At 74.4% G+C, this 24257-nt stretch carries 17 protein-coding genes, 1 tRNA gene and 1 other RNA gene; 8 read left to right on the forward strand and 11 right to left on the reverse strand.

Features of this window, described 5'->3' with window-relative positions:
• Positions 1–52 precede the first annotated feature (52 nt).
• Together G9H72_RS22215 and ffs are read right to left on the reverse strand one after the other, a co-directional pair.
• On the reverse strand, positions 53–2299 hold the full coding sequence (locus tag G9H72_RS22215) for a DNA polymerase III subunit gamma and tau (RefSeq protein ID WP_166167526.1): 2247 nt from the start codon (positions 2297–2299) through the stop codon (positions 53–55).
• 114 nt (positions 2300–2413) lie between these two features.
• Positions 2414–2508: signal recognition particle sRNA small type (gene ffs, locus G9H72_RS03920), an RNA gene on the reverse strand.
• Between the two features lie 120 nt (positions 2509–2628).
• On the opposite strand from ffs, the gene G9H72_RS03925 reads away from it, so the two are divergent.
• The 4 genes from G9H72_RS03925 to G9H72_RS03940 all read left to right on the forward strand — a co-directional run bounded on the left by G9H72_RS03925 (position 2629) and on the right by G9H72_RS03940 (position 5517).
• Positions 2629–2713 (forward strand) — tRNA-Ser (locus G9H72_RS03925).
• 172 nt (positions 2714–2885) lie between these two features.
• Positions 2886–3194, forward strand: coding sequence for a type II toxin-antitoxin system VapB family antitoxin (locus G9H72_RS03930; protein WP_166167529.1), 309 nt, complete (start codon positions 2886–2888; stop codon positions 3192–3194).
• 2 nt (positions 3195–3196) lie between these two features.
• Positions 3197–3799: a LytR C-terminal domain-containing protein gene (locus G9H72_RS03935; RefSeq protein WP_231126414.1), complete on the forward strand. Its 603-nt coding sequence runs from the start codon at positions 3197–3199 to the stop codon at positions 3797–3799.
• An 89-nt stretch (positions 3800–3888) separates the two neighbouring features.
• Positions 3889–5517: an Ig-like domain-containing protein gene (locus G9H72_RS03940; RefSeq protein ID WP_166167535.1), complete on the forward strand. Its 1629-nt coding sequence runs from the start codon at positions 3889–3891 to the stop codon at positions 5515–5517.
• A 79-nt stretch (positions 5518–5596) separates the two neighbouring features.
• On the opposite strand, the gene G9H72_RS03945 is transcribed toward G9H72_RS03940, so the two are convergent.
• From G9H72_RS03945 to kdpF, 7 genes are all read right to left on the reverse strand, one after another.
• Complete coding sequence (locus G9H72_RS03945) at positions 5597–6664, reverse strand: magnesium and cobalt transport protein CorA (RefSeq protein WP_331271959.1); 1068 nt, start codon at positions 6662–6664, stop codon at positions 5597–5599.
• 20 nt (positions 6665–6684) lie between these two features.
• Positions 6685–8652 (reverse strand): amino acid transporter, encoded by a 1968-nt coding sequence (locus G9H72_RS03950; RefSeq protein WP_166167538.1) that lies wholly within the window; start codon positions 8650–8652, stop codon positions 6685–6687.
• Complete coding sequence (locus G9H72_RS03955) at positions 8649–11189, reverse strand: DUF4118 domain-containing protein (protein WP_196790638.1); 2541 nt, start codon at positions 11187–11189, stop codon at positions 8649–8651. Before G9H72_RS03955 ends, G9H72_RS03950 begins: the two co-directional genes overlap by 4 nt.
• Positions 11190–11226: 37 nt before the next feature.
• Positions 11227–11889, reverse strand: coding sequence for a potassium-transporting ATPase subunit KdpC (kdpC, locus tag G9H72_RS03960; RefSeq protein WP_166167544.1), 663 nt, complete (start codon positions 11887–11889; stop codon positions 11227–11229).
• 2 nt (positions 11890–11891) lie between these two features.
• Entirely contained in the window at positions 11892–14012 is a 2121-nt protein-coding gene (kdpB, locus tag G9H72_RS03965) for a potassium-transporting ATPase subunit KdpB (RefSeq protein WP_166167547.1), read from the reverse strand.
• A 124-nt stretch (positions 14013–14136) separates the two neighbouring features.
• Positions 14137–15795: a potassium-transporting ATPase subunit KdpA gene (gene kdpA, locus G9H72_RS03970; protein WP_166167550.1), complete on the reverse strand. Its 1659-nt coding sequence runs from the start codon at positions 15793–15795 to the stop codon at positions 14137–14139.
• A gap of 1 nt (position 15796) precedes the next feature.
• Positions 15797–15886 (reverse strand): K(+)-transporting ATPase subunit F, encoded by a 90-nt coding sequence (gene kdpF / locus G9H72_RS03975; protein WP_166167553.1) that lies wholly within the window; start codon positions 15884–15886, stop codon positions 15797–15799.
• Between the two features lie 283 nt (positions 15887–16169).
• Here kdpF and G9H72_RS03980 point away from each other — a divergent pair, with 283 nt between their 5' ends.
• The 4 genes from G9H72_RS03980 to G9H72_RS03995 all read left to right on the forward strand — a co-directional run bounded on the left by G9H72_RS03980 (position 16170) and on the right by G9H72_RS03995 (position 22432).
• Complete coding sequence (locus G9H72_RS03980; RefSeq protein WP_166167556.1) at positions 16170–16862, forward strand: response regulator; 693 nt, start codon at positions 16170–16172, stop codon at positions 16860–16862.
• A gap of 212 nt (positions 16863–17074) precedes the next feature.
• Entirely contained in the window at positions 17075–19453 is a 2379-nt protein-coding gene (locus tag G9H72_RS21260; protein WP_166167559.1) for a hybrid sensor histidine kinase/response regulator, read from the forward strand.
• Positions 19450–20919 (forward strand): response regulator, encoded by a 1470-nt coding sequence (locus G9H72_RS03990; RefSeq protein ID WP_166167562.1) that lies wholly within the window; start codon positions 19450–19452, stop codon positions 20917–20919. The genes G9H72_RS21260 and G9H72_RS03990 overlap by 4 nt, the downstream gene beginning before the upstream one ends.
• 217 nt (positions 20920–21136) lie before the next feature.
• Entirely contained in the window at positions 21137–22432 is a 1296-nt protein-coding gene (locus G9H72_RS03995) for a glycosyl hydrolase family 8 (RefSeq protein WP_166167565.1), read from the forward strand.
• A gap of 180 nt (positions 22433–22612) precedes the next feature.
• Here G9H72_RS03995 and G9H72_RS04000 read toward each other — a convergent pair whose 3' ends face one another.
• Positions 22613–23344, reverse strand: a complete 732-nt coding sequence (locus G9H72_RS04000) for a DNA alkylation repair protein (protein WP_166167568.1) — start codon at positions 23342–23344, stop codon at positions 22613–22615.
• A gap of 42 nt (positions 23345–23386) precedes the next feature.
• Positions 23387–24136 (reverse strand): SGNH/GDSL hydrolase family protein, encoded by a 750-nt coding sequence (locus tag G9H72_RS04005; RefSeq protein ID WP_166167895.1) that lies wholly within the window; start codon positions 24134–24136, stop codon positions 23387–23389.
• Positions 24137–24257 lie beyond the last annotated feature (121 nt).

A 24257-nucleotide genomic window follows, 5' to 3' on the forward strand; every position in this document is an offset into this window, starting at 1 on the left:
GCCAGGCTCCGCGACGAGCCTCGGCAGGGGGCCCGGAGAGCCCGCGGCGAGCCTACGCGTTGTCGTACTCCTCGATGACCCGCGCGCCGAGGTCGCGCTCGAGCAGCTGCACGCCGCTCAGCCCGCTGTCGTCGAGGTCCGGGTCGTCGGCCGCAGGGGTGTCCTGCTCCGGCGGGACGGAGGGCGTACGCGGGGGCGGGGCCGCCGCTGCCGCCGCGCGTCCCGGTGCCCGGCCGAGATCGTTGCCGGCCGCTGACGCGGCCGGGCCCGGGCCCGTCGGGGCGCCGGGGCCCGGGGCGGGCGGCGCGCTGGCGACCGCGTCGCCGGGCGCACCCTGTCCTGCGCCGGAGAAGGGGCCGCCGGAGAAGGGGCCGCCGGACGAGGGGCCGCCGGGCCAGGAGGCCGGGCCGGGTGAGCCCGCGGTGGCAGGAGCCGGCGGCGGCGGGCCGTAGCCCTGCGCGTCGGTGGCCGGCGGGGCGTACGCCGGCGGGCTGTAGGCCGGCTGCCCCGACGGCGCGCCGGACCGCGGTGGCGCTGCCGGCGGCCCGCCGTCCCCGGGGCCGCCGACGATCGCCTCGACCCGCCAGTCGACGCCGAGCACGTCGATGAGCGCCTGCCGGACGTACTCCTCGTGGTCCCCGCGGGAGCTGAACCGGTCGCGCAGGCCCGCCGTCGCGAACGAGAGCGTCAGGCGGCCGTCGGACAGCCCGGCAACCGTGGCGTTCTGCGCGACGAGGCTCCACGTCGTCCGCTTGAGCCCCGCCAGCGTGGACAGCACCACCGGCCACATCCCGCGGACGCCGGCGAGGTCCATCCCCCCGGGGCCACCGGGGCCACCGGGGCCACCCGGGCCACCCGGCCCGCCGGCCCGGCCCGCGGACAGCTCCGGCACGGGGGCAGAGTCGGGCACGGGGGACTGTGTGGGGGCGGGTGAGGGCTGCGGGGTCGGCGACGGTGTGGGGGCGGGTGAGGGCTGCGGGGTCGGCGACGGTGCGGGGGTCGGCGACGGAGCAGGCGTCGGGGACGGCTGCGGGGCCGGCGACGGGGCGGGCGTCGGCGACGGGGCGGGCGTCGGCGACGGGGCGGGCGTCGGCGTGGCGGCCGCCGGCAGCGGCGTCGGGGCGGGCATCGGCCCACCGCCGCTGACCCGGCGCTCGAGCCGGTCGAGCCGGGCGGCCAGCGAGCGCTCGTCCCCCTCGGCGGCGGGCAGCAGCACCCGCGCGCACATGAGCTCCAGCTGGAGGCGTGGCGCGGTCGTCCCACGCATCTCGGTGAGCCCGGCACTGAGGATGTCGGCCGCCCGGGAGAGCGCTCCGGTGCCGAACCCGCCGGCCTGGGCGCGCATCGCCTCGAGCTGGTCGGGGGGGCAGTGGCTGAGCAGCGCCTCGGCCGAGTCCGGCACCGCGTCGAGGATGATCAGGTCACGCAGCCGCTCGAGCAGGTCCTCGGCGAAGCGGCGGGGGTCGAGCCCGCCCTCGATCACGCGGTCGACCATGGTGAACACCGCCGCGCCGTCACCGGCGGCGAATGCGTCGACCGTCGCGTCCAGCAGTGAGGCGTCGGTGAAGCCGAGCAGCGCCGTCGCCAGGGCGTACGTCACGCCCTCCGGCCCCGCGCCGCCCACCAGCTGGTCGACCAGCGGCGCCCACGCGCGCACCGAGCCGCGCCCGGCGCGCACGACGATCGGGAGCACGCCCTTCTCGACGGTCACGCCCTCGCGCGCGCAGATCGCCGCGAGGTGCTCCTGCAGCTTGCTCGGCGGCACCAGCCGGAACGGGTAGTGGTGGGTGCGCGAGCGGATCGTCCCGATGACCTTCTCGGGCTCCGTCGTCGCGAAGACGAACTTGACGTGCTCGGGCGGCTCCTCCACGACCTTCAGCAGTGCGTTGAAGCCCTGCGTGGAGACCATGTGGGCCTCGTCGACGATGTAGACCTTGAAGCGCGAGGAGGCGGGGGCGAAGAACGCGCGGTCGCGCAGCTCGCGTGCGTCGTCCACGCCGCCGTGGCTGGCGGCGTCGATCTCGATGACGTCGATGTTGCCGGGGCCGCCGCGGGCGAGCGAGACGCACGAGTCACAGACCCCGCACGGCGTGGGCGTGGGCCCCTGCTCGCAGTTGAGGCAGCGGGCCAGGATCCGGGCGCTCGTCGTCTTGCCGCAGCCGCGCGGGCCGGAGAAGAGGTAGGCGTGGTTGATGTGGCCCTTGCGCAGCGCCTGGCCGAGCGGGCCGGTCACGTGCTCCTGGCCGATCACGTCGGCGAAGGTCTCCGGCCGGTAGCGGCGGTAGAGGGCTTGGGACACGCTTCGACAGTAGCCGGGCGGGCGGACAGCCGGTGCCGCCCCGGACGGTCCCGTGGACGACCGGGAGAGGGCTGGGGACGGGCCGGGGAAGGGCCGGGGAAAGGCCTCGGGACGCACAGGGCCCCTCGCGCACCCGCCAGAGCCTGCCTACCCTTGCTGCCTTCCGGCCCTGGGGGGGTTCAGCGGGATAGCGCCACGCGAGGGGCTGGGCCGAAGCGTACCTGCTGGCGGGCCGGCGGGGCTCGCCCGTCACCCCGGTGGGCCGTCTCCTGCGTGCGGAGCGGGGCGGGCCCGTCGGCCACCGCGGCGGTGCCGCTATCCTCGCCGACGGAGGATTCGCCTAGTGGCCTAGGGCGCACGATTGGAAATCGTGTTGGGGGCAACCCCTCGCGGGTTCAAATCCCGCATCCTCCGCGTCCCGACGGCGCCGCGGCTCCCCAGCCGCGGCGCCGTCGTCGCGTCCGGGGCACGCACCGCCGGGCCGGCCGCCCGTCCGCCCTGCCTCACCAGGACGCCGTCAGCCCGCCGGGCACCGCGGCGCACGCCGGGCAGAAGGTGCCGGATCGGCCTCGACTAGGCTTCGCGGGTGCTCTTCAAGGCGGTGGGCGACGGCAGGCCGTACCCGGAGCACGCCACCTCGCAGCGCGACTGGGCCAGGGTGCCGCCGCGCCAGGTGCGGCTCGACCAGCTGGTGACGACGAAGCGCACGCTCGACCTTGCGGCGCTCCTGGCCGAGGACTCGACCTTCTACGGCGACCTGTTCGCCCACGTCGTGGCGTGGCGCGGGGAGCTCTACCTCGAGGACGGGCTGCACCGCGCACTGCGGGCCGCGCTGCAGCAGCGCAACGTGCTGCACGCCCGGGTCCTCGAGCTCGAGCCGGAGGCGACGCCGTGAGCATGCTCACCCCGCGCGGCTTCGACCCCTCCCGGCTCGGCCGCTCCCACGGGCGCCGCCGCAGCCGGGCGCGAGGCCTGCTGGCCGCCGTCCTGGCGCTCGCGCTGCTGGCCGGTGCGGGCTACGGCGGCTGGTGGGCGTACGACCGCTGGCAGGGCCGCGAGGACGGCAGCCCGGCGGCCGGCTCGGCCCCCGTCGCGTCCAGCACGTGCGCGCCCGGCAGGCCGTCGCCGGCCGCGAGCCCGCAGCCCACCCCGCCGGCGCCGCGCCAGGTCACCGTGAACGTCTACAACGCGACGACGAAGGCCGGGCTCGCCGCCACGGTCAGCAGCCGGCTGCAGGCGCGCGGCTTCCGGGTGGCCGAGGTGGGCAACGACCCCGTGGGCCGGCCGCTGCGCGCGACCGCCCAGGTGCGCTCCGGCCCGCAGGGGGCCGCCGGTGCGCGGACGGTCGCGGCGCAGGTCCCGGGGGCCGAGCTGGTGACGGACAGGCGCCGAGGCACGACCGTGGACCTGGTGCTCGGCAGCTCCTACTCGCGGCTGCGCGCTCCCGGTGCTGCCGCCGCGGCGCTCGCCCCGTCGCCCGCGCCCACCCCCGGCTGCTGACGGCGGGCGGCGGCGCGCTTCAGCACGGCCCGTCCCCTGCCGAAGGCAGGGGGACGTCCGCCGCGCCGAGCACGAGGAGCGCCTCGCCCATGGGAAAGCACTCCCGGCCCCGCACCCCGCTGCGCCCGTTCGCCCGGGCGGTCTCCTGCGCCCCGGCCCGCCCGTTCGCGAGCGCAGCCGCCGTGTCCGGGCTCGCCGCCGCCGGCGGGCTCGTGCTGTCGGCGCTGGCCGCGGCCCCGGCCTCCGCCCTGCCGGACGGCACCGTCTACGCGGTCGCGGCCTCCCAGGTCTACGCCGTCGACGAGCCCGGGGGCGCACTGGTCCCGCTGCCCGGCGCGCTTCCCTTCGCCACCGATGCCGCCGCCCGGCAGCCGGGGACGGGCCTGCTGTACGTCGTCTCCGCCACCCCCGGCCCGGACGGCCGCTTCGCGGTGGCGGCGTACGACCCGGCCGCCCAGTTGCCGGCCGTCCTGCCTGCGACGCTCGACGTCCCCCTCACCGGGCTCGCGTTCGCCCCCGACGGCCGGCTGCACGGCATCGCCGGCGACTCGCTCGTCGAGATCGACCCGACGACCGGGGCCGAGCTCTCCCGCTCCCCCGTGGCCGGCCTTCCCTCCGGCGCCCGCGCCGACCTCGCGTACGCCCCCGACGGCACGGCCTACGTCCTCACCGACGCAGGGCTCTTCGCCCTCCCGCCCGGCGCGACCGTCGCGGCGTACGCCGCCGCGCCGGGGGCCGCTACGGCCGCCTCCTCCGGGCTCGCGGTCACGGCCGACGGGCGCGTGCTCAGCGGCACCGCTTCTGCGGACGGCAGCTCCCTCGTCACGGACGCCCAGGGGCTGCCCGTCGCCACCGGCACGGCGCTCGCACTGACCGACCTCGCGTCCGAGCCCGGGGCCCCCGCGCCACCCCCGGCTGCTCCCGGCGCGGGGGCCGTCCCGCCGGTGGTGGCCGCCACGCCGGCGGCCCTTCCCCCCGCCCCGGCGGCGGCGACCTCACCGGCGACTGCCGCCCCGCCGACGCCCGCCGTGCCCGCTCCCGCCCTGCCCGTTCCCGCCCTGCCCGCTCCCGCCCTGCCCGCTCGCGCCCTGCCGACGCCGCTTGCGGCCACCGCGGCCCCCGTCCCGGCTCCCCCGTTCTTCACGTCGCCGACGGCCCCCACGTCCCCGGCAGCCTCCCCCAGCCACCTGGAGCCGGCCCCGGTCGCGACTCCCGCCGGCGGGGAGGGAGCGGCACGCCCCGCGGCCGCTTCCCGGCCCCGGTCGCTCGCACCCGCGGGCACCGCCGCGCTGCCGGCTGCGGCCCCGACGGCACGGCCGGACCGCCTCACGCTCCCCGCGGGAGAGCGCACCGGGACCGCCACGGTGCTCGCCAACGACGCGCTGCACGACGTCTCCTATCCCGTCGTCGTCGCCAAGGAGCCCGACCACGGGTCCGCCGAGGTCCTGAGCGACGGCCGGGTCCGCTACACCGCCGAGCGCGGGTTCTCCGGCGACGACAGCCTCACGTACGCCCTCGTCGGCCCGGACGGCGAGCCCTCGGTGGCGGTCCTGCGCGTGAGCGTTCCGCCGGCGGCCATGACGGTGGCGCAGAGCGCCCCTGCTCGACTGGCGAGGACGGGTGCCGACGTGCGCACGCTCGCAAGTGCCGCGATCGTCCTGCTCGCAGCCGGTGCCGGGCTCTGCGCGGTGGGTCGACGCCGCCGGCAGGAGCGCTGAAACGCGAGGACCGTGGAGTGCCGGCCGCGTGCCGGCACGGTCAGCGCTCCACACGAACCCGGGCGGAGGCCGGCGCGGGCTAGAGCCAGCCGTTGCGGCGGAAGAGCCGGTGCAGCACGACGCAGGTCGTGACGATGACGCCGAGGACCACGAAGTAGCCGTACTGCCAGCGGGTCTCGGGCATGTTCTCGAAGTTCATCCCGTAGACCCCGGCGATGGCCGTGGGCACGAGGGCGATGGCGGCCCAGGCGGAGATCCGCCGCATGTCCGCGTTCTGCCGCAGCGCGATGGCGCTGTGCGCGGTGGTGACGCGGGCGGCGTTCGCCTGCAGCACGTCGGTCAGCTGCCGCTCGAACCCCTCGACCTGCTCCGCCGCGCGCAGCAGGTGGTCGTGCACGTCCCGGAAGTACGCGCGCGCCGCCGTCGGGACGTGGGGGAGCGCCCCGGTCATCAGCCGCTCCAGCGGGCGCGCCAGCGGCAGGACCGCGCGGCGGAACTCGGCGACCTCGCTCTTGAGCTTGTAGATGCGCTCGGAGTGGTCGTCCCCGCCGGGGCCGAACACGAGCGCCTCGATCTCGTCGATGTCAGCGTTGATCCGCTCGACGGCCTCCTCGTAGCCGTCGACGATCAGGTCCGCAGCGCGGTAGAGCACCGCTGCGGCGCCGAACCCGTCGAGCGGCTCGTCCAGGCCTGCGTCGAGCTCGAGCCGCACGCGGTGCAGGACGTCGGACTCGCCGTGCCGCACGGTGACCACGAAGGACTCCCCGAGGAACACCGCGAGCTCCGCGACGTCCACGACCTCGTCGTGGTCCACGTACCGGACGGGCTTGAGCACGGCGAACAGGACCTCGCCGTACACCTCCAGCTTCGGCCGCTGGTGCGCGTTGACCGCGTCGTCCACCGCCAGGGCGGGCAGCCCGAACTCGGCCGCGGCTTCGGCGATGTCCTGCTCGGACGGCTGCTGCATGCCGATCCACAGGAAACCGTCGGTCCCGCGCGCCGCCTGCCCCGCGTCGACGAGGGGGATCCGCTCGCCGCGTCGCCGGCCCTGCTCGTAGACCGCGCAGTCGCCGACCACGGCGTCGGCGCCGCCCCGCCCGCGGCTGCCGGAGCCCCGGGCTCCCGTGCCGTCCTGCTGCTCGGTCACCTGCCGGCCCTCCTCTCGTCTCAACTGACGTGAACCCGCGGCCGGCGCCCGACGTCGGGCTCGGCTTCGCGGAGCACCTCGCGCGTCACCGGCGCCACCTCCCCGGCCCCGACGAAGAGGAAGCGGAGCAGGTTGCGGAAGGGGCTCCCCTCGGTCCAGGTGAAGTAGACGTGCGGGATGGCGCCGGTCAGGCCGCGCATCTCGAGCAGGAGCTCGGCGATGGTGTTCGGGATGACCGAGCTGGCGACGCGGAGGATCCGGTACCCGAAGCGCTCTTCGCCCTTGACGACGAGGTCGGTCTCGAAGTCCGAGGCGTCGGTGACCGTCACCTCGAGGAAGACCAGCGGCGCCCACGCGGGCAGGTCGTTGTCGAGCCGGACCTCCCGGGCCTTCTCGCGGTACTCCTTCGCATCGCGCGCGCCCGGCTCGTTGGCGACGATGCGCAGCGTCCCGGACTTCGCCGCCTCCCGGAGGTACTGCACGGCCGCCGGGTCGAACCGTACGCTCGCCGCGCGCAGCTCGAAGGCGCGTCGCGTGCGCGAGGCGATCGACACCGCGAGGATCGCGACGATGAAGCAGGCGCCGATGCGCACGCCGTCCGGTCGTTCCACCACGTTGGTAGCGGTCGTGTAGACGAAGACGGCCGCGACGGAGCCGAAGAAGACGGTGAGCCGGCGCTGCCGCTTGCGCCGGGCCGACAGGGTCACGGCGACGGAGGCGGACGTGATGAGCACGAGGACGCCGGTCGCGTACGCCCCTCCCTGGGCGTCGACGTCCGCCTCGAAGTACCACGTCACGAAGAACGCGACAGCCGTGAACACGAGCACCAGCGGTCGGACGGCCCGGGCCCAGCGCGGGGCCATGCCGTAGCGCGGCAGGTAGCGCGGCACGAGGTTGAGCAGCCCCGCCATCGCCGACGCCCCGGCGAACCAGAGGATGGCGATGGTGCTGATGTCGTAGACCGTGCCGAAGGCGTTGCCGAGGTGCTCGTGGGCGAGGTACGCGAGGGCGCGGCCGTTCGCCTCGCCCCCTTCCCCGAACTCCTCCGCCGGGATGAGCAGCGTGGTCGTGAAGCTCGACAGCACCAGGAAGACGCTCATGATGAGCGCGGCCGTGGTGAGCAGCTTGTGGGTGCCGGCGATGCGTCCCAGTGGCCGGTCCTCGGTGTCGTCCGGGCCGCCCTTGACCTGCGGCATGACCGCGACGCCGGTCTCGAAGCCGGACAGCCCGAGGGCCAGCTTGGGGAACACGATGAGCGCCATGCCGAGGACGCCGAGCCAGTGGGGGTGCTCGGCGACGAGCAGGTCCTGCCAGTCGCCGACGACGTGCGGGTGCGCGGCGACCTCGGCCAGCGCGACGGCCACGACCACCGCGTTGAGCGTGAGGTAGACGCCGACCAGGACCACGGCGATGCCGATCGCCTCGGTGAAGCCACGCAGGAAGACCGCGCCCAGCAGCGCGAGCAGCCCCATGGTCAGCAGCACCTCGTGGCCGTCGACCCAGGACGGGGCGTACGGGTTCTCGATCGCGTGTGCGGACGCGTCGGCGGCCGAGAGCGTGATCGTGATGAGGAAGTCGGTCGCGGCGAAGCCCAGCAGGACGAGCACGAAGAGCTTGCCGGCCCACCACGGCAGAACCCGTTCCAGCATCGCGATCGACCCCTCGCCCTTCGGGCTCTCGCGCGCGACCCTGCGGTAGACGGGCAGCGCCCCGAGCAGGGTGAGCGCGACGAGGACGAGGGTGGCGATGGGCGCGACGGCCCCGGCCGCGAGCGCAGCGATGGCCGGCTGGTAGCCGAGCGTGGAGAAGTAGTCGACGCCGGTGAGGCACATGACGCGCCACCAGGGCTTGCGGTGCTCCTCGCCGGTCGTCCGCCCGTGCGGCCCCTGGATCTTGGTGGCGCGGTCCGACAGGCCCTCGAGGAGCCAGGCGCGCAAGCCCGGCCGCTCCGGGGCAGGCGGGGATACGGGAGCAGTGGCCGTGCTCATTCGCGGGTTCCTTCGCGGCGTCCGGAGGGGCTGGCCGCGGGCAGGGTCAGCGTCATCGTCAGTCCGCCCCCGGGGGTGTCGTCGGGGACGAGGGTGCCACCCATGGCCTCGGCGAGCCCGCGCGACAGGGCGAGCCCCAGCCCGACCCCGGTCGCGTTGTCGGTGTCGCCGAGGCGCTGGAACGGCACGAATGCGCGCTCGCGGTCCTGCTCCGGGATGCCGGGGCCGCGGTCGACGACGCGCAGCTCCACCGAGTCACCGAGCGTGCTGGCGGCCAGGTGCGGCGGCTTGCCGGGCGGGGAGTAGCGCAGCGCGTTCGAGACGAGGTTGGCGACGACTCGCTCGAGCAGGGCGGGGTCGGCCCGGACGGCGGGCAGCGTCTCCGGTACGTCGCTGGTGACGTCCAGCCCGGCCGGCCCGAGCGTGTCGAGCGCGAGCGGGATCACCTCGTCGAGCGGCACGTCGCGGAGGAACACGCTCAGCGCGCCGGCCTCGAGCCGGCTGAGGTCGAGCAGGTTCTCCACGAGCCGGGTGAGCCGGTCGAGCGACTCGTCCGCGGTCTCGAGGAGCTCGGCCTCGTCCTCCGGGCTCCACTCGACCTCGTGCGAGCGCAGGCTCGCGACCGCCGCCTTCGCCGAGGCGAGCGGCGTGCGCAGGTCGTGGCTCACCGCGCGCAGCAGCGCCGAGCGCACCCGGTCCGCGCGGGCCATGCCCTCTCCTGCGGCAGCGGCCTGCGCCAGCCGCTGGTGCTCGAGCGCAGCCGCCGCCTGGGCCGCGAACGCGCCCAGCACCCGCCGGTCCTCGCTCGGCAGCGGCCGGCCGCGCAGGGCCAGGGTGAGCCGCTCCCCCACGGGCACCTCCACGTCGGCCTCGCCGGGGGCGCGGCAGGCCAGCGGGCCGCTGGAGCCGGCCACGGCCCACCGCCCCGTGTCGTCCCGGCGCTCGAGCAGGCTGACCGAGGTCATGCCGAAGGTCTCGCGCAGGCGGTCCAGGAGCGCGGCCAGGGCGGTCTCCCCGCGGAGCACGCTCCCGGCGACCGCCGACAGCGTCGTCGCCTCCGCGGTCGCCCGGGCCGCCTGGCTGCGGCGGCGCGCGGCCAGGTCCACGATCGTGCTCACCATCGCCCCCACCGCCAGGAACACGACCAGGGCGAGCAGGTTGTTGCGCTCGGCGATGGTGAAGGTCCGGACGGGCGGGGTGAAGAACCAGTTGAGCAGCACCGTGGACAGCACGGCCGCGACGGCGGCCGGGATCGCGCCGCCCACCAGCGCCACCGTGACCACGGCCAGGAGGTAGAGCAGAACGTCGCTGGTGAGGTTCAACGCGTCGTCCGTGACGAGCAGAGCGGGGGTCAGCAGGCCCGGCAGCAGCACCGACAGCAGCAGGCCCCACCACCGTCGGCGTACGTCGACGCCCGTCGTGGGCATCGGCAGCCGCCAGCTGCCGGCGGCGTGCTCGTGCGTCACGATGTGGACGTCGATGTCGCCGGACATCCTCGTGACGGCCGCCGTCGTGCCGGGCCCGCGCAAGAGATGGGCCAGCCGCGAGTGCCGGCTGACGCCGAGGACGAGCTGGGTCGCGTTCTCGCCGCGCGCGAACTGCAGCAGCGCGCGCGGCACGTCGTCGCCGACGACCACCGAGTACGTCCCGCCCAGGTCCTCGACGAGCCGCCGCTGCTTGGCGAGGGCCGCCGGCGAGGCCCCGGTGAGCCCGTCGGACCGGGCCACGTAGACCGCCCGCAGGTCCGCGCCGCTCGACCGGTCCGCGATGCGGGCGGCCCGCCGCAGCAACGTCTCCCCCTCCGGGCCGCCGCTGAGCGCCACGACCACGCGCTCGCGCGTCTCCCACGTCTCCGAGACGCCGAGGTCCGCCCGGAGCTTCTGCAGCCCCTCGTCGACCTTCTCGGCGAGCCAGAGCAGGGCCAGCTCGCGGAGAGCGGTCAGGTTGCTCGGCCTGAAGTAGTTCGAGAGGGCCGCGTCGACGCGCTCGGCCGGGTAGATGTTGCCGTGCGCCATCCGGCGCCGCAGCGCCTCCGGGGTCGAGTCGACGAGCTGCACCTGCTCGGCGCGGCGGGCCACCTCGTCGGGGACGGTCTCCCGCTGCGCGACGCCGGTGATCTTCTCGACGACGTCGTTGAGCGACTCCAGGTGCTGGACGTTCAGCGTCGACAGCACGTCGATTCCTGCATCCAGCAGCAGCTCGACGTCCTGCCAGCGCTTGTCGTTGCGCGATCCCGGGATGTTGGTGTGCGCGAGCTCGTCCACCACGGCGACCTGTGGCCGTCGGGCGAGGACGGCGTCGACGTCCATCTCCTCGAACTCACCGCCGCGGTAGGGCACCCGGCGGCGTGGCACGACGTCGAGGCCGTCGACCATCGCCGCGGTCTGGGGCCGGCCGTGGTCCTCCACGAACCCCACCACGACGGAGGTCCCGCGCTCGGCCCGTCGGCGCGCCTCGCCGAGCATGGCGTACGTCTTGCCGACGCCGGGTGCGGCACCCAGGTAGATGCGCAGCCGGCCGCGGGTCACGCCACTCATTGTGCGTGCCCGCGGCCGGCCGACGGCCGTCCCATGCTCAGGAGCCCAGCTCCGCGAGCGCGATGTTCAGCTCGAGCACGTTGACGCGCGGCTCCCCGAGGAAGCCGGCCTCGCGCCCCTGCACGTGCTGCTCGACGAGCCGGCGCACCTGCTCGAGGTCGAGGCCGCGCTCGCGGGCCACCCGCGCCACCTGCTGGCGGGCGTACTCCGGGGAGATGTGCGGGTCCAGGCCGGACCCGCTCGCCGTGAGCGCGTCCGGCGGCACCTGGGCCGGGTCGACCCCGTCCGCCGTCGCGGCCGCCGCCCGCCGCTCCTCCACGAGGGCGAGCAGGTCCCGGCTCTCCGGCCCGAGGTTCGACGCCGAGCTGGCCCTCGGGTCGTACCCGTCGCCGGCGGCGGAGGGGCGCGGCTGGAACCACTCGGGCAGGGCGTTTCCGTCGGCGTCCGAGAACGCCTGGCCCAGCAGGCGGGAGCCGACGACACGGCCGTCGGCCTCGACGAGGGAGCCGTCGGCCCTGTCGCCGAGCGCCACCTGGGCCACCCCGGTCACGGCGAGCGGGTACGCCACGCCGAGCACGACGGTCATGACGAGGAGGGCGCGGACCGCGGCCACGATCTGCCGGGTCAGCGGGGGGCGGCTCGAGGGCAGGGCAGCGTTCTCGGGCAAGGGGGAAGGGCGGTCGATCGTGGAGGTGCTCATGGTCAGGACATCCCGGGAAGCTGGGAGATGACGAGGTCGAGGAGCTTGATGCCGACGAACGGCGTGACGACGCCGCCCAGGCCGTAGACCAGCAGGTTGCGGCGCAGCAGGGCCGACGCGGAGGACGGCACGTAGCGCACGCCGCGCAGCGCGAGCGGGATCAGCGCGACGATGACGAGGGCGTTGAAGACGACCGCGGACGTGATGGCGGACTCAGGGCTGTGCAGCCGCATGATGTTGAGCGCGTCCAGGCCGGGGAAGGCCGCGACGAACATCGCCGGCAGGATCGCGAAGTACTTCGCGAGGTCGTTGGCCAGCGAGAACGTGGTGAGCGCGCCGCGGGTGATGAGCAGCTGCTTGCCGATCTCGACGATGTCGATGAGCTTCGTCGGGTCCGAGTCGAGGTCGACCATGTTGCCGGCCTCCTTGGCGGCCGACGTCCCCGTGTTCATGGCGACGCCGACGTCGGCCTGTGCGAGCGCCGGGGCGTCGTTGGTGCCGTCCCCGGTCATCGCGACCAGCCGCCCGCCGGCCTGCTCGCGCCGGATGAGCGCCATCTTGTCCTCGGGGGTGGCCTCCGCGAGGAAGTCGTCGACGCCCGCCTCGGCGGCGATCGCCCGTGCAGTGAGCGGGTTGTCCCCGGTGACCATGACCGTGCGGATGCCCATGGCGCGCAGCTGGTCGAAGCGCTCGCGCATGCCCGGCTTGACCACGTCGCTCAGCGCGATCACGCCGAGGGCGCGCGCCCGCCCGTCCACGGACTCGGCGACGACGAGCGGGGTGCCCCCGGCCTCCGACACCCGGTCCACCTGGGCCTCGACGTCCGGCGGGATCGTGCCGCCCTGCTCTCGCACCCAGGCCCCGACGGCCGAGGAGGCACCCTTGCGGACGAGCCGCTCGGGACGGCCGGCGTTCCCCGGCAGGTCGACGCCGGACATCCTGGTCTGCGCCGTGAAGGGGACGAACTCGGCCCCGGCGAGCTCCGCATCGCCCTCGCCGGGCAGCCCGAACCGTCGGGCGAGGGTCACGATGGACCGGCCCTCGGGCGTCTCGTCGGACAGGCTGGACAGCTGCGCGGCCTCGGCCAGCTCGGCGACCGGCACCCGCGGCACCGGGAGGAGCTCGGTCGCCTGCCGGTTGCCGAAGGTGATCGTCCCCGTCTTGTCCAGCAGCAGGGTGTCGACGTCCCCGGACGCCTCCACGGCGCGGCCGGACATGGCCAGGACGTTGCGTTGCACGAGCCGGTCCATGCCGGCGATGCCGATGGCGGACAGCAGGGCGCCGATCGTGGTCGGGATGAGGCAGACGAGCAGCGCGACGAGCGTGACGAGCGACTGCTCGGCGCCGGAGTAGACGGCGAACGGCTGCAACGTCACGACCACCAGCAGAAAGATGATGGTCAGGCTCGAGAGCAGGATGTCGAGGGCGATCTCGTTGGGGGTCTTCTGCCGCGAGGCGCCCTCGACCAGCGCGATCATCCGGTCGATGAAGGTCTCGCCGGGCTTGCTCGTGATGCGGACGAGGACCCGGTCGGAGAGCACCCGCGTGCCGCCGGTCACGGCCGAGCGGTCGCCGCCGGACTCGCGAATCACCGGGGCGGACTCGCCGGTGATCGCCGACTCGTCGACGCTGGCGACGCCCTCGATCACGTCGCCGTCACCGGGGATGACCTCGCCCGCCTCGACCACGACGACGTCGCCGAGCCGCAGCTCCGTCGCGGGGACGTGCTCCTCGGCGCCCCCGCGGCCCAGCCTCCGCGCGGTCGTGGTGGTGCGGGCCTCCCGCAGGGTGGCCGCCTGCGCCTTCCCCCGGCCCTCCGCGGTCGCCTCGGCGAGGTTCGCGAAGATCACCGTCAGCCAGAGCCAGACCACGATCGCCCAGGCGAAGACGCTCGGGTCGGTCACGGCCAGGACCGTCGCGAGCACCGAGCCGGCCTCCACGACGAGCATCACGGGGTTGTGCACCAGCTGGCGCGGGTCGAGCTTGCGGACCGCGTCCGGCACCGAGCGGAGCAGCTGCTGGGGATCGAGCAGGCCGCCGCTCACCCGGCGCTCCGGCTGGTGCGTGCCCCCGCCCCCGGTGTGGCCCTCGCTCGAAGCCTCGCGCGCGGCGACCGGCGTCATGACAGCAGTTCCTTTCCGGAGTTCGAGGATGGTCGGGCGGCCCCGCCAGCGGTGAGCTGTGGAGACCTGCGCTCGCTGTGGCGAGCACGGCCTTCCACGAGACCGCCCGGAGCGGGTCGTCCGGTCACAGCCCCTCCGCGAGCGGCCCGAGCGCGAGCGCCGGCAGGAAGGTCAGCCCCGCGACGATGAGGACGACGCCGCTCAGCAGCCCGACGAAGAGGCCGCGGTGGGTCGGGAGCGTCCCGCCGGTGGCCGGCACCGGTGCCTGCTTCGCCAACGACCCGGCCAGCGCCAGCACGAGGATGATGGGCACGAACCGGCCGATGAGCATCGCGAGCCCGAGCGTCGTGTTGTAGAAGCCGGTGTTGACGCTGATGCCGGCGAAGGCGCTGCCGTTGTTGTTCGCCGCCGACGTGAACGCGTAGAGCACCTCGGAGAAGCCGTGCGCCCCGGTGTTGAGCATCGAGGAGCGCGGCCCGTCGAGAGCGACCGCGACCGCCGTGAGCGACAGCACGGTCGCCGGCATGACGAGGATGTAGAGCGAAGCCAGCTTCATCTCCCTCGGGGCGAGCTTCTTGCCGAGGTACTCCGGCGTACGCCCCACCATCAGGCCGGCGAGGAAGACCGCGACGACCGCGAGGACCAGCATCCCGTAGAGGCCGCCGCCGACGCCGCCGGGCGTCACCTCCCCCAGCTGCATGTTGAGCAGGGTCAGCCCGCCGCCCAACGAGGTGAAGGAGTCGTGGAACGAGTTGACCGCACCCGTCGAGGTCATCGTCGTCGACGTGGCGAACAGCGACGACAGCCCGACGCCGAAGCGGGTCTCCTTCCCCTCCGAGGAAGCCCCGACCGCCTGCGGGACCGTGCCGGGGTGCGCGGACTCCACGACGTACATCGCGACCAGCGAGGCGGCCCAGATGAGGCCCATCGTGGCGACGATGGCGTAGCCCTGGCGTACGTCGCCGACGAGCTTTCCGAAGGTGCGCGGCATGCTGAACGGGATCAGCAGGATCAGGAAGACCTGGAACCACGAGGCGAAGGCCGTCGGCCCCTCGAACGGGTGGGCCGAGTTCGCGTTGAAGAACCCGCCGCCGTTCGTGCCGAGCTCCTTGATGGCCTCCTGCGATGCGACGGGGCCGCCCGGGATCGACTGCGAGCCGCCCGCGAGAGTCTGCACGTCGGTGAAGCCGTGGACGTTCTGGATGACGCCGCAGGCGACGAGAGCCACCGCCGCGACGAACGAGAGCGGAAGGAGGACCCGGATGCAGGTGCGGGTCAGGTCCACCCAGAAGTTGCCGAGCCGCTCGGTGCGCGAGCGCGCGAACCCGCGGACCAGCGCCACCGCGACGGACATGCCGACCGCGGCCGAGACGAAGTTCTGGACCGCCAGGCCGCCCACCTGGGTGAGGTGGCCCATCGCCGCCTCGCCGGAGTAGGACTGCCAGTTCGTGTTCGAGACGAACGACGCGGCCGTGTTGAACGCCTGGTCGGGCTCGACCCCGGCGAAGCCGAGCGAGAGCGGCAGGTGATCCTGGACGCGCTGCAGGGCGTACAGGGCGAGGACGCTGACCACGGAGAAGGCGAGGACCGAGCGCAGGTACACCGGCCAGCGCTGGTCGGCCTCCGGGTCCACCCCGACCAGCTTGTAGACGACCCGCTCCGCCCGCAGGTGGCGAGGAGCGGCGTACACCCGGGCCATGTGGTCCCCGAGCGGCCGGTGGGCCAGCGCGAGCGCCGCGACCAGCCCGGCGACCGAGAGGACGAACGACGTCGTTCCGTTCACGTCAGAGCCTCTCGGGGAAGAGCAGCGCCACGACCAGGTAGCCGATGAGGCCGACCGCGACGATCAGGCCGATGACGTTCTCGGCGCTCACAGCCGCTCAACCCCGCGGACGATGACACCGCACGCGACGAAGAACGCCACGGTGACGAGGACGAAGACCAGATCGGCCATATCAGAGCTCCCGAGCAGCCGCATCAACTCCGCGCGGCCGGGTCACGGCCCGCGGTGCCCACGGTGGGCACGGCCCAGAGAACCTCCGGCCGCAGCCCCGGAGCCGCCTCTTGACGCGTTCCTGACGCCGCCGCGGCGCACCTTGACGAGGCACTGACGACCTCTCGCCGCGACCGGCCGGCGGCCGTGTGAGGCTGTCGGCCGTGACCCGGGCCCTGGTCGTGGACGACGAGCCGCAGATCCTGCGCGCGCTGCGCATCAACCTGCGGGCGCGGGCGTACGAGGTGGAGACCGCCGCCACCGGGGCCGAGGCGCTGGCGGTCGCGGCACGCGCCCGACCCGACCTCGTCATCCTCGACCTCGGCCTGCCGGACATGGACGGCGTCGAGGTGATCCGCGGGCTGCGCGGCTGGAGCACCGTGCCGATCCTGGTGCTGTCCGGCAGGGCCGACTCCCTGGACAAGGTCGAGGCCCTGGACGCGGGGGCCGACGACTACGTGACCAAGCCCTTCGACATCGAGGAGCTGCTGGCGCGCGCCCGGGCGGTGGCGCGACGGGCGGCACCGGGCGACGACAGCGCGGTCGTGCGCATCGGGACGATGACGGTCGATCTCGCCGCCCGCCGGGTGATCCGCGACGGCGACGGCCCGGAGGAGGACCGGCAGGTACGCCTCACCCCCACCGAGTGGGGGCTGCTGCAGGCGCTGCTGCGCCACCCCGGCCGGCTGGTGTCGCAGCGCCAGCTGCTGCACGAGGTGTGGGGCTCGGCGTACAACGACGAGACGAACTACCTGCGCCAGTACATGGCCCAGCTGCGGCGCAAGCTCGAGCCGGACACGGACCGGCCGCGGCACCTGCTCACCGAGCCCGGGATGGGCTACCGGTTCCAGCCGTAGCCTCCCTCCGTCCGGCGGGAGGGGCCACGTCCCGGTGAGGACGTTGGCCCGGACGGGTGCCGCCCGGCTCGTTCGCTAATCGGTGCCCTCTTCCGGGCGATATGCCGCCCGTGCCGACGGACACCTCCACCGCGCCCCGGGGCACGACCCCGGCGGAGCACTGCTCGGCGCCCGTGCGGTGCGCGGAGCACGGGGACCGGCACCGACGACGTGTGTCCCCCGGCGACCTGCGCGTCTACGGCCTCAGCGCCGGCCTGGCCCTGCTGACGGCGGGCCTGCTCCCGGCGATGCCGGCGGCGGAGGCGACCTGGGCGCTCGCGCTGCTGCTCGCCGTCGCGTTCTTCTGCACCGAGAGCATGCCCGTGCACTTCGGGATGCGGAAGAACGCCATCTCGGTGACCTTCACCGAGGTGCCGCTCGTCGTCGGCCTGGCTCTCTGCTCGCCGATGCTGCTCGTGACGGCGCGGACGCTCTCCATGGTGGCCGCGGTGGTCCTCACGCAGCGGCAGCGAGGCAGCAAGGTCGCCTTCAACAGCGTGCAGGCCGCGTTCGAGACAGCCGTCGGCGTGCTGGCCTTCGCCGCGCTCCGCCCGCACGGCACCGAGGAGGTGCTCCCCCTGTGGGGCACCGCGCTCGCCGTGACGCTCGCGGTCTGCCTCCTCAGCAGCGTGACGTTGACACTCGCCATCTCGCTGCACGTCGGAGCGCTCGAGCTCGCGGCGTTCGACCGTGGCCTCACGGTCAGCCTCACCGCGGCGGCCGGCAATGCGACGGCCGCCGTCGTCATGCTCGGGGCCTACTGGCACGACAGCGCCACGGTGCTGCCCATCGTGGCCGTCAGCGCGGCCCTGGTCCTCGTCTACCGGGCGTACTCCGGGCTGCGCAACCGCCATCGCAGCATGGAGCGGCTCAACCACTTCACCCGCTCGGTGTACGTCGGCGCGAGCGGCGACCGGGCGCTGGAGACCGTCCTGCTCGAGGCGCGCGAGCTCGTCGAGGCCGAGTACGCGGAGATCGTTCTGCCCGGGCCCGACGGCGGCGCCGAGCGGCTGGCCCTGCGCGGGGACGGCACCTTCAGCGTCGACCGCGCCTGCGCGATCTGGACGTCAACGACCGACGCGCACGCCTTCCACGTCGCAGCCCGCGGGACCCAGCGCGGGGAGCACGACCGGGCGCACCTGGCCGCACGGGGCCTGCGCGACTGCGTCGTCGCGGTCCTTCCCGGCGTGCACGGGCACCTGCTGGTCGGCAACCGGCTCGGGGACTACTCGACGTTCGGCGACAGCGACGGGCGCCTGCTCGAGACCGCGGCGACCCACGTCGGCATCGCGCTGGAGAACGCCCGGCTGCTGGAGGACGTGCGGCTCTCGGCAGAGGCCGCCGAGCTGGCGCGGGACGAGGCCGAGCGGGCGCGGGACGAGGCCGAGCAGGCCCGTGCCGCGGCCGAGCAGGCCAGCTCGGCGAAGAGCGAGTTCCTCTCCCGGATGTCGCACGAGCTGCGGACGCCGCTGAACGCGATCCTCGGGTTCGGCCAGCTGCTCGAGCTCGGGGACCTGGCCGCGGAGGACCAGGAGAACACCGAGCAGATCATGAAGGCCGGGCGGCACCTGCTGAACCTCATCAACGAGGTGCTGGACGTCGTACGCATCGAGTCCGGCCGGCTGTCGCTCTCCCTCGAGCCCGTCGTGCTGGAGGAGGTGGTGCAGGAGAGCGTCGACCTCGTGCGCCCGGCCGCGCTCAGCCGGGACGTGCGCATCGAGTGCACGGCCGGTGGCATCGCCGTGCGGGCCGACCGGCAACGGCTGAAGCAGACATTGGTGAACCTGCTGTCCAATGCGGTGAAGTACAACGTCGACTCCGGCCGGGTCCGGGTCCGCGCCGAGCTGGTGGCAGGGGCGGGTGGCGCGCGCCCGCGGGTGCACGTGTCGGTGGAGGACACCGGCCGGGGCATCGCGTCCGAGCACCTCGACGACGTGTTCACGCCGTTCGAGCGCCTGGGCGCGGAGGCCACCGACGTCGAGGGCACCGGCATCGGCCTGTCGCTGACCCGCACGCTGGTCGAGGCGATGGACGGCCGGATCGGCGTGGAGAGCGAGCCGGGCCGCGGGAGCACCTTCTGGTTCGAGCTGCCGTACGCCGGGGCGGGCGACCTGCCGGCCGTCACCGGCGCGGGAGCGGCGGTGCCGGCACCGGACGGGACGGCACCGGACTCCCGCAAGACCGTGCTCTACATCGAGGACAACCCCTCCAACGTCCGCCTCGTACGACGGATCCTGGAGCGCAGGCCGCACCTGCGGCTCGTGGTCAACGGCGACGGCGCGCAGGGGCTCGCCGCGGCGCGGGCGCTGGAGCCCGCGATGGTGCTGCTGGACCTGCACCTGCCGAGCCTGCACGGGGCCGAGGTCCTGGCCGAGCTGCGCGCCGACCCCTCCGAGCTCGTCCGCGCGACCCCCGTCACCGTGCTCACGGCGGACCTGTCGTCCGGCAACGAGCGCCGCCTGCTCGAGGCCGGCGCCACGCACTTTCTCCCGAAGCCGCTGGACGTGCAGCGGTTGCTGGACATCGTCGACCAGGAGGTACCGGCACCATGAGCGCAGCGACCCCGGGGAGCGCCCAGCTCAACCGGCTGCTCGGGCAGACGATGGGCAGCGCCGTGCGCACGCCCCTGCACAGCCTCCTGGGCTTCCTCGAGCTGCTGGCGGCCTCCGACGTGGACGCGGACCAGCGCCGGCTGGTCGACCAGCTGGTGAGCAGCGCGGAGGAGCTGCTGTCCGCGAGCAGCCGGGTGACCTGGCTGCTACGGCTGGCGGCCGGTGACGCGACGCGCCACGACCAGCGGGTGGACCTCGCCGATGTCGTCGCCGAGCTCGCGGAGGTGCCCGGGGCCCGCGTCCGGGCGGTCGTCGCCGGCACCGCGCCGGGCTCCCTCGTGACGGACGCGTCCGCCCTTCACCAGCTGCTCGGCGAGCTGCTGGCCAACGCGGCGGTGCACGGCGAGGAGCCGGTCACGCTCGACGTGACGCCGGTCGAGGGCGCGGTCCGGTTCACGGTCGCCGACGCCGGTCCGGGGCTGCCGGCCTGGGCGGCGACGCTGCTCAGGGCCGGCGACGCCCCCGCCGGGCCCACGACGGTCGGGCTACTGCTCGCCCGACAGCTCGGAGAGCTGCTCGGCGCCTCCTTCGACGTCGACCGGGCCCGGGTCTCGGTCTGCGTCCCCGTCGGCGCGGCCACGTCTGCCGGCGGGCGGAGCCGCGACCGCTCCGGTGCGGTCGAGGGAACTGCGACTCGCGCTTTGCAGGTCCTCTATGTCGAGGACAACGCGACCAACCGGCTGCTGACCCAGCGCCAGCTCAGCCGGCTGGGGCACGAGCTCGTCGCCGTCGCGACCGGTGAGGCCGGCGTGGAGGAGGCCCTGAAGGGGAGCTTCGACGTCGTGCTCATGGACCGCCACCTGCCGGACATCGACGGCTGCGAGGCGACGCGACGGATCCGCGCGGCCACCGCGGACGGGCCGCGGCTGCCGGTCCTGGGTGTCACGGCAGACGTGACGGACGAGTCCATCGAGGCGTGCCTCGCCGCCGGGATGGACGAGGTGCTGACCAAGCCGGTCGACCTCAAGTCCCTCGCGGCCGCCCTCGCCCGGGCCACAGCAGGCTCCACGGCCTCCGACGCGGCCGTCCGGCCGGCGCCCGCGCCACCGGTCCTGCACCGGATCGCCGAGCGGCTGGACGGCGAGGCCGACGCGGTCGCGGACGTGGTCTCGACCTACCTCGCGGAGCTCCCGGGCCGCCGACTGAAGATCCAGGCGTCGGTGCGCCGGCAGGAGCCGCGCGCGCTCCTCGCCGCGGCCGAGTCCCTGCGCACCTCGAGCGAGTGGCTGGGCGCGTCCGCAGTCGCGGGCTCGTGCGCGGCTCTCAGCGCGGCGGCGCAGGCAGGAGCCCTGGACACGGCCCGCGCGTTCCTGCCGCGCCTGCTCCTGCACTGCCAGCAGGTCCAGGAGGAGCTCGCGCCCTACACGGACGGGCAGCTGGTCAGGACGGCGCTGGCCGCGCGCTGAGGCACGCGGCGCGGCCTGCTGTACGCGCTCGCCGCACATGCCTGCCCGGTTGCCTCAGGACTCGGATCGGTAACAACGCTTGACTTGGTTGTTTGCCTAAACTTACCTTCCTGTCGGGGTGCCGCCGCGGTGCCCCGGGCCCCACGCAGCCAGGCCGACGGGTGTCGGCACAGGAAGGTGTCGTGTGCGCAGGACAGCCAGACTAGGGATCACCGCCATGACGGCCGTCGCCGTTCTCGCGAGCGGCGCGACGGCCCAGGCCGCGTCCACTCGGGGCCACGGCTCGGGGCGCAACGCGAACGCTCAGGGCGGCCACTACGTCAACCTCTTCGATCAGGCCGGCTACTCGCACAAGGCCGTGAAGACGAAGATCGAGGCGGCCTGGGACCAGTTGTTCCACGGTGACCCCGGGACCGCTCCCGACTACTTCGACGGCCAGTCGATCTACTACCAGGTCAGCCCGGACATGGCCTACGTGACGGACGTCGCGAACCACGACGTGCGAACCGAGGGCATCGGCTACGCGATGATGATCGCGCTGCAGCTCGGCAAGAAGCACGAGTTCGACTCGCTGTGGAACTTCGCCAAGACCAACATGCAGCTGCAGAGCGGGCCCACGAAGCACTTCTTCGCGTGGCACACGCGCATCGACGGCACGGTCATCGACACCGGCATCGCCCCCGACGGCGACGAGTGGATCGCCGCGGCGCTCGCCTTCGCCGCGGGACGCTGGGGCAACGGCGACGGCATCTACGACTACGAGGCCGAGGCGAAGCAGATCCTGCGAGCCATGTGGCACCAGTCCGACACCGGCGGTGTCGACATGTTCGACCGCACGACCTACCTGCCCCGGTTCTCCCCGCCCGGCGTCAACGACTTCAGCGACGCCTCGTACGTCCTCCCGGCCTTCTACCGGGTCTTCGCCAAGGTGGTCCCCGAGGACGCCAAGCTCTGGGGCAAGGCCGTCGTGGCCGGCGAGCAGATGCTGCAGAAGGCCTACAACCCGAGCACGGGCCTGGCCTCGAGCTACGCGAACTTCGACGGCACCCCGCGCCGCGCGCCCTGGGAGTCTCCCGCCGACAGCGAGGCGTACGGCATCACCTTCCAGGAGGACGCCTGGCGCGTCATCGCCAACGTCAACCTCGACGCGTCGTGGTGGGGCGTGAAGCCGTGGCAGACGAAGTACTCGAACACCCTGGAGAGCTTCTTCCTCAAGCAGGGCGTCTCCACCTACGTCAGCCGCTACCAGGTCGACGGCACGCCGCTCAAGGGCGGGCAGAACACGTACGAGCCCCCGCACGCGGAGGGCTTGGTCGCCATGAACTCCACCTCGGCGATCACCGCGACCAACCCGGCGCGCCTCGACTTCGTGCGTGACTTCTGGCAGACCCCGGTCCCGACGGGCCGCGCGCGCTACTACGACGGCATGCTCTACCTGCTCGGCATGCTCTACGACAGCGGTAACTTCCGGATGTGGGGCGTTCACGGGGACCGCGCCTCCGGCAGAAGCTGATCCAGGGGTCGCGTCTTCCGGTTCGTGTGGCGAGGGAGGGGCCGCGGCCCCTCCCTCGTCGCGTTCGCACGGCGCGGGTCGGGAGCCATCCGCGGGAGCTGCCCGTCCGAGGCGGCGCGGCTCCCTCGGACGGGCAACGCTGTGCGCTCAGCGCCGCGCCCCGCGCCTGCGGCCCCCAGGTCAGCCGGCCACGCCGCCGCGCAGGAGGCGTCCGCGCCGCTCGTCGTCGTAGTGCTTGACCAGCTCGCGCACGGTGACACCCGACATGCGGGGCCGGCGCCCCAGCGCCCACTCGTAGACCTCGTCCGGATGGTCCTTGCTCACCTCGCGCAGCACCCAGCCGATGGCCTTGCGCACGAAGAAGCGCCGGTCCTCCAGGACGGGGTCGACGACCTCCCCGAACACCGGGAAGCACGCGGCGAACGCGTCCGTGCGCAGGGCCCGGAGGAAGCCGAGGATCCCCAGCCGACGTACCCACATGTCCTCGTCGGCGCCCCAGGCCCGCAGGCTCGGCTCCAGGGCACGGTCCCGCACCATCACGCGGCCCGCCACGGACGCGGCCAGGACGTCCACCAGCGCCCAGGTGCCGCTGCGACGGACGAGCTCCTCGACCAGCCCCGCGTCAGCAGCGGAGAGCACCTCGGCCCTGGCCTCGAGCAGCAGGGCGCCGACCGTGCGGAACTCGTGCACCGGCGGCCTCCAGAGCTCCCGGGCGAGAGTGACCAGCTCGTCGTGGCTCAGCTCGGGGTGTGCCTTCACGTATGCCTTGACCAGCGCGCGCATGGCCGGGAGCGGGACGCCCAGGTGCTCCATGTCGCTCTTGAGGTACGCCCTGTCCTGCTGGGCACGGACGGCGTCGCCCCGCGCCCGCAGCGCTTCCCGGAGCTCTCGGCTGCCCCCGGAGTCCGGCACAGGAGGCATCCTGCCGCAGCACCGCCGCCCGCGCCATCGGGCTCAGGGCTCGACGACGACCCAGTCGGAGTGCTTCGGCGTACGCCGGTCACCCGAGGACTGCCCTCTGACCCGCCTGCCCACCCAGGGGCCGACGTGCTCGCGGTAGTAGCGGGCCTCCTCGAGCAGCCGGCGCCGCTGCACCGGGCCGGCCGGCACCACCGAGGCCGGGGCGTCGTGGCCGAGGGCCGACAGGACGAGGCCGGCCACGCGGGCGTGGCCCGCACTGTTCAGGTGCAGCCGGTCCGGAGACCAGTAGCCCGGGCGCCGGACCTCGCGGTCGTGCCAGGCGTCGGCGAACACGAGCCCGTGCCGGGTGGCGAGCTCGGCGACGGCCGCCGTCAGCTGCTCACCACGCCGGTGCATCACGCGCCCGAGCGGAAGCCGCGCGGAGGGGTCCGCGCCCGCCAGCAGGAGGAGCGGGATGCCCGCCTCGTCGCACCGGCGCACGGCCTGCCCGGTCATGCGCGCGAGCCGCGCCATGTCGGCGCTCGGCCGGAGCATGTCGTTGCCGCCGCCGTTGAGCGAGATCAGGGTAGGTGCCGGGGACAGGGAGAGGGCGGCGTCGAGCTGCTCCCCCACGATCGCCTCGAGCAGGCGGCCGCGGACGGCGAGGTTCGCGTAGGAGACGGGCCCGCCCGCTGCGGCGGCGAGCCCCGACGCGACGAGGTCGGCCCAGCCGCGGGGCGAGCCGTCGGGCCGCTCGTCCCCCACTCCTTCGGTGAAGCTGTCGCCGATCGCGACGTACCGCATCGCCGTCCCCTCTTCGTGCACCGCGGCAACAGTACGACGTGCCCCTCGGGCCGCCTCGCTCGACACGGACGGGCGCCAGGGCCGAAGGCCGGCCCTGGCGCCCGGGTGGTGTCGGAGGCGT

It is taken from the genome of Motilibacter aurantiacus, assembly GCF_011250645.1.
In the GTDB taxonomy this organism is placed as follows: Bacteria; Actinomycetota; Actinomycetes; order Motilibacterales; family Motilibacteraceae; genus Motilibacter_A; species Motilibacter_A aurantiacus.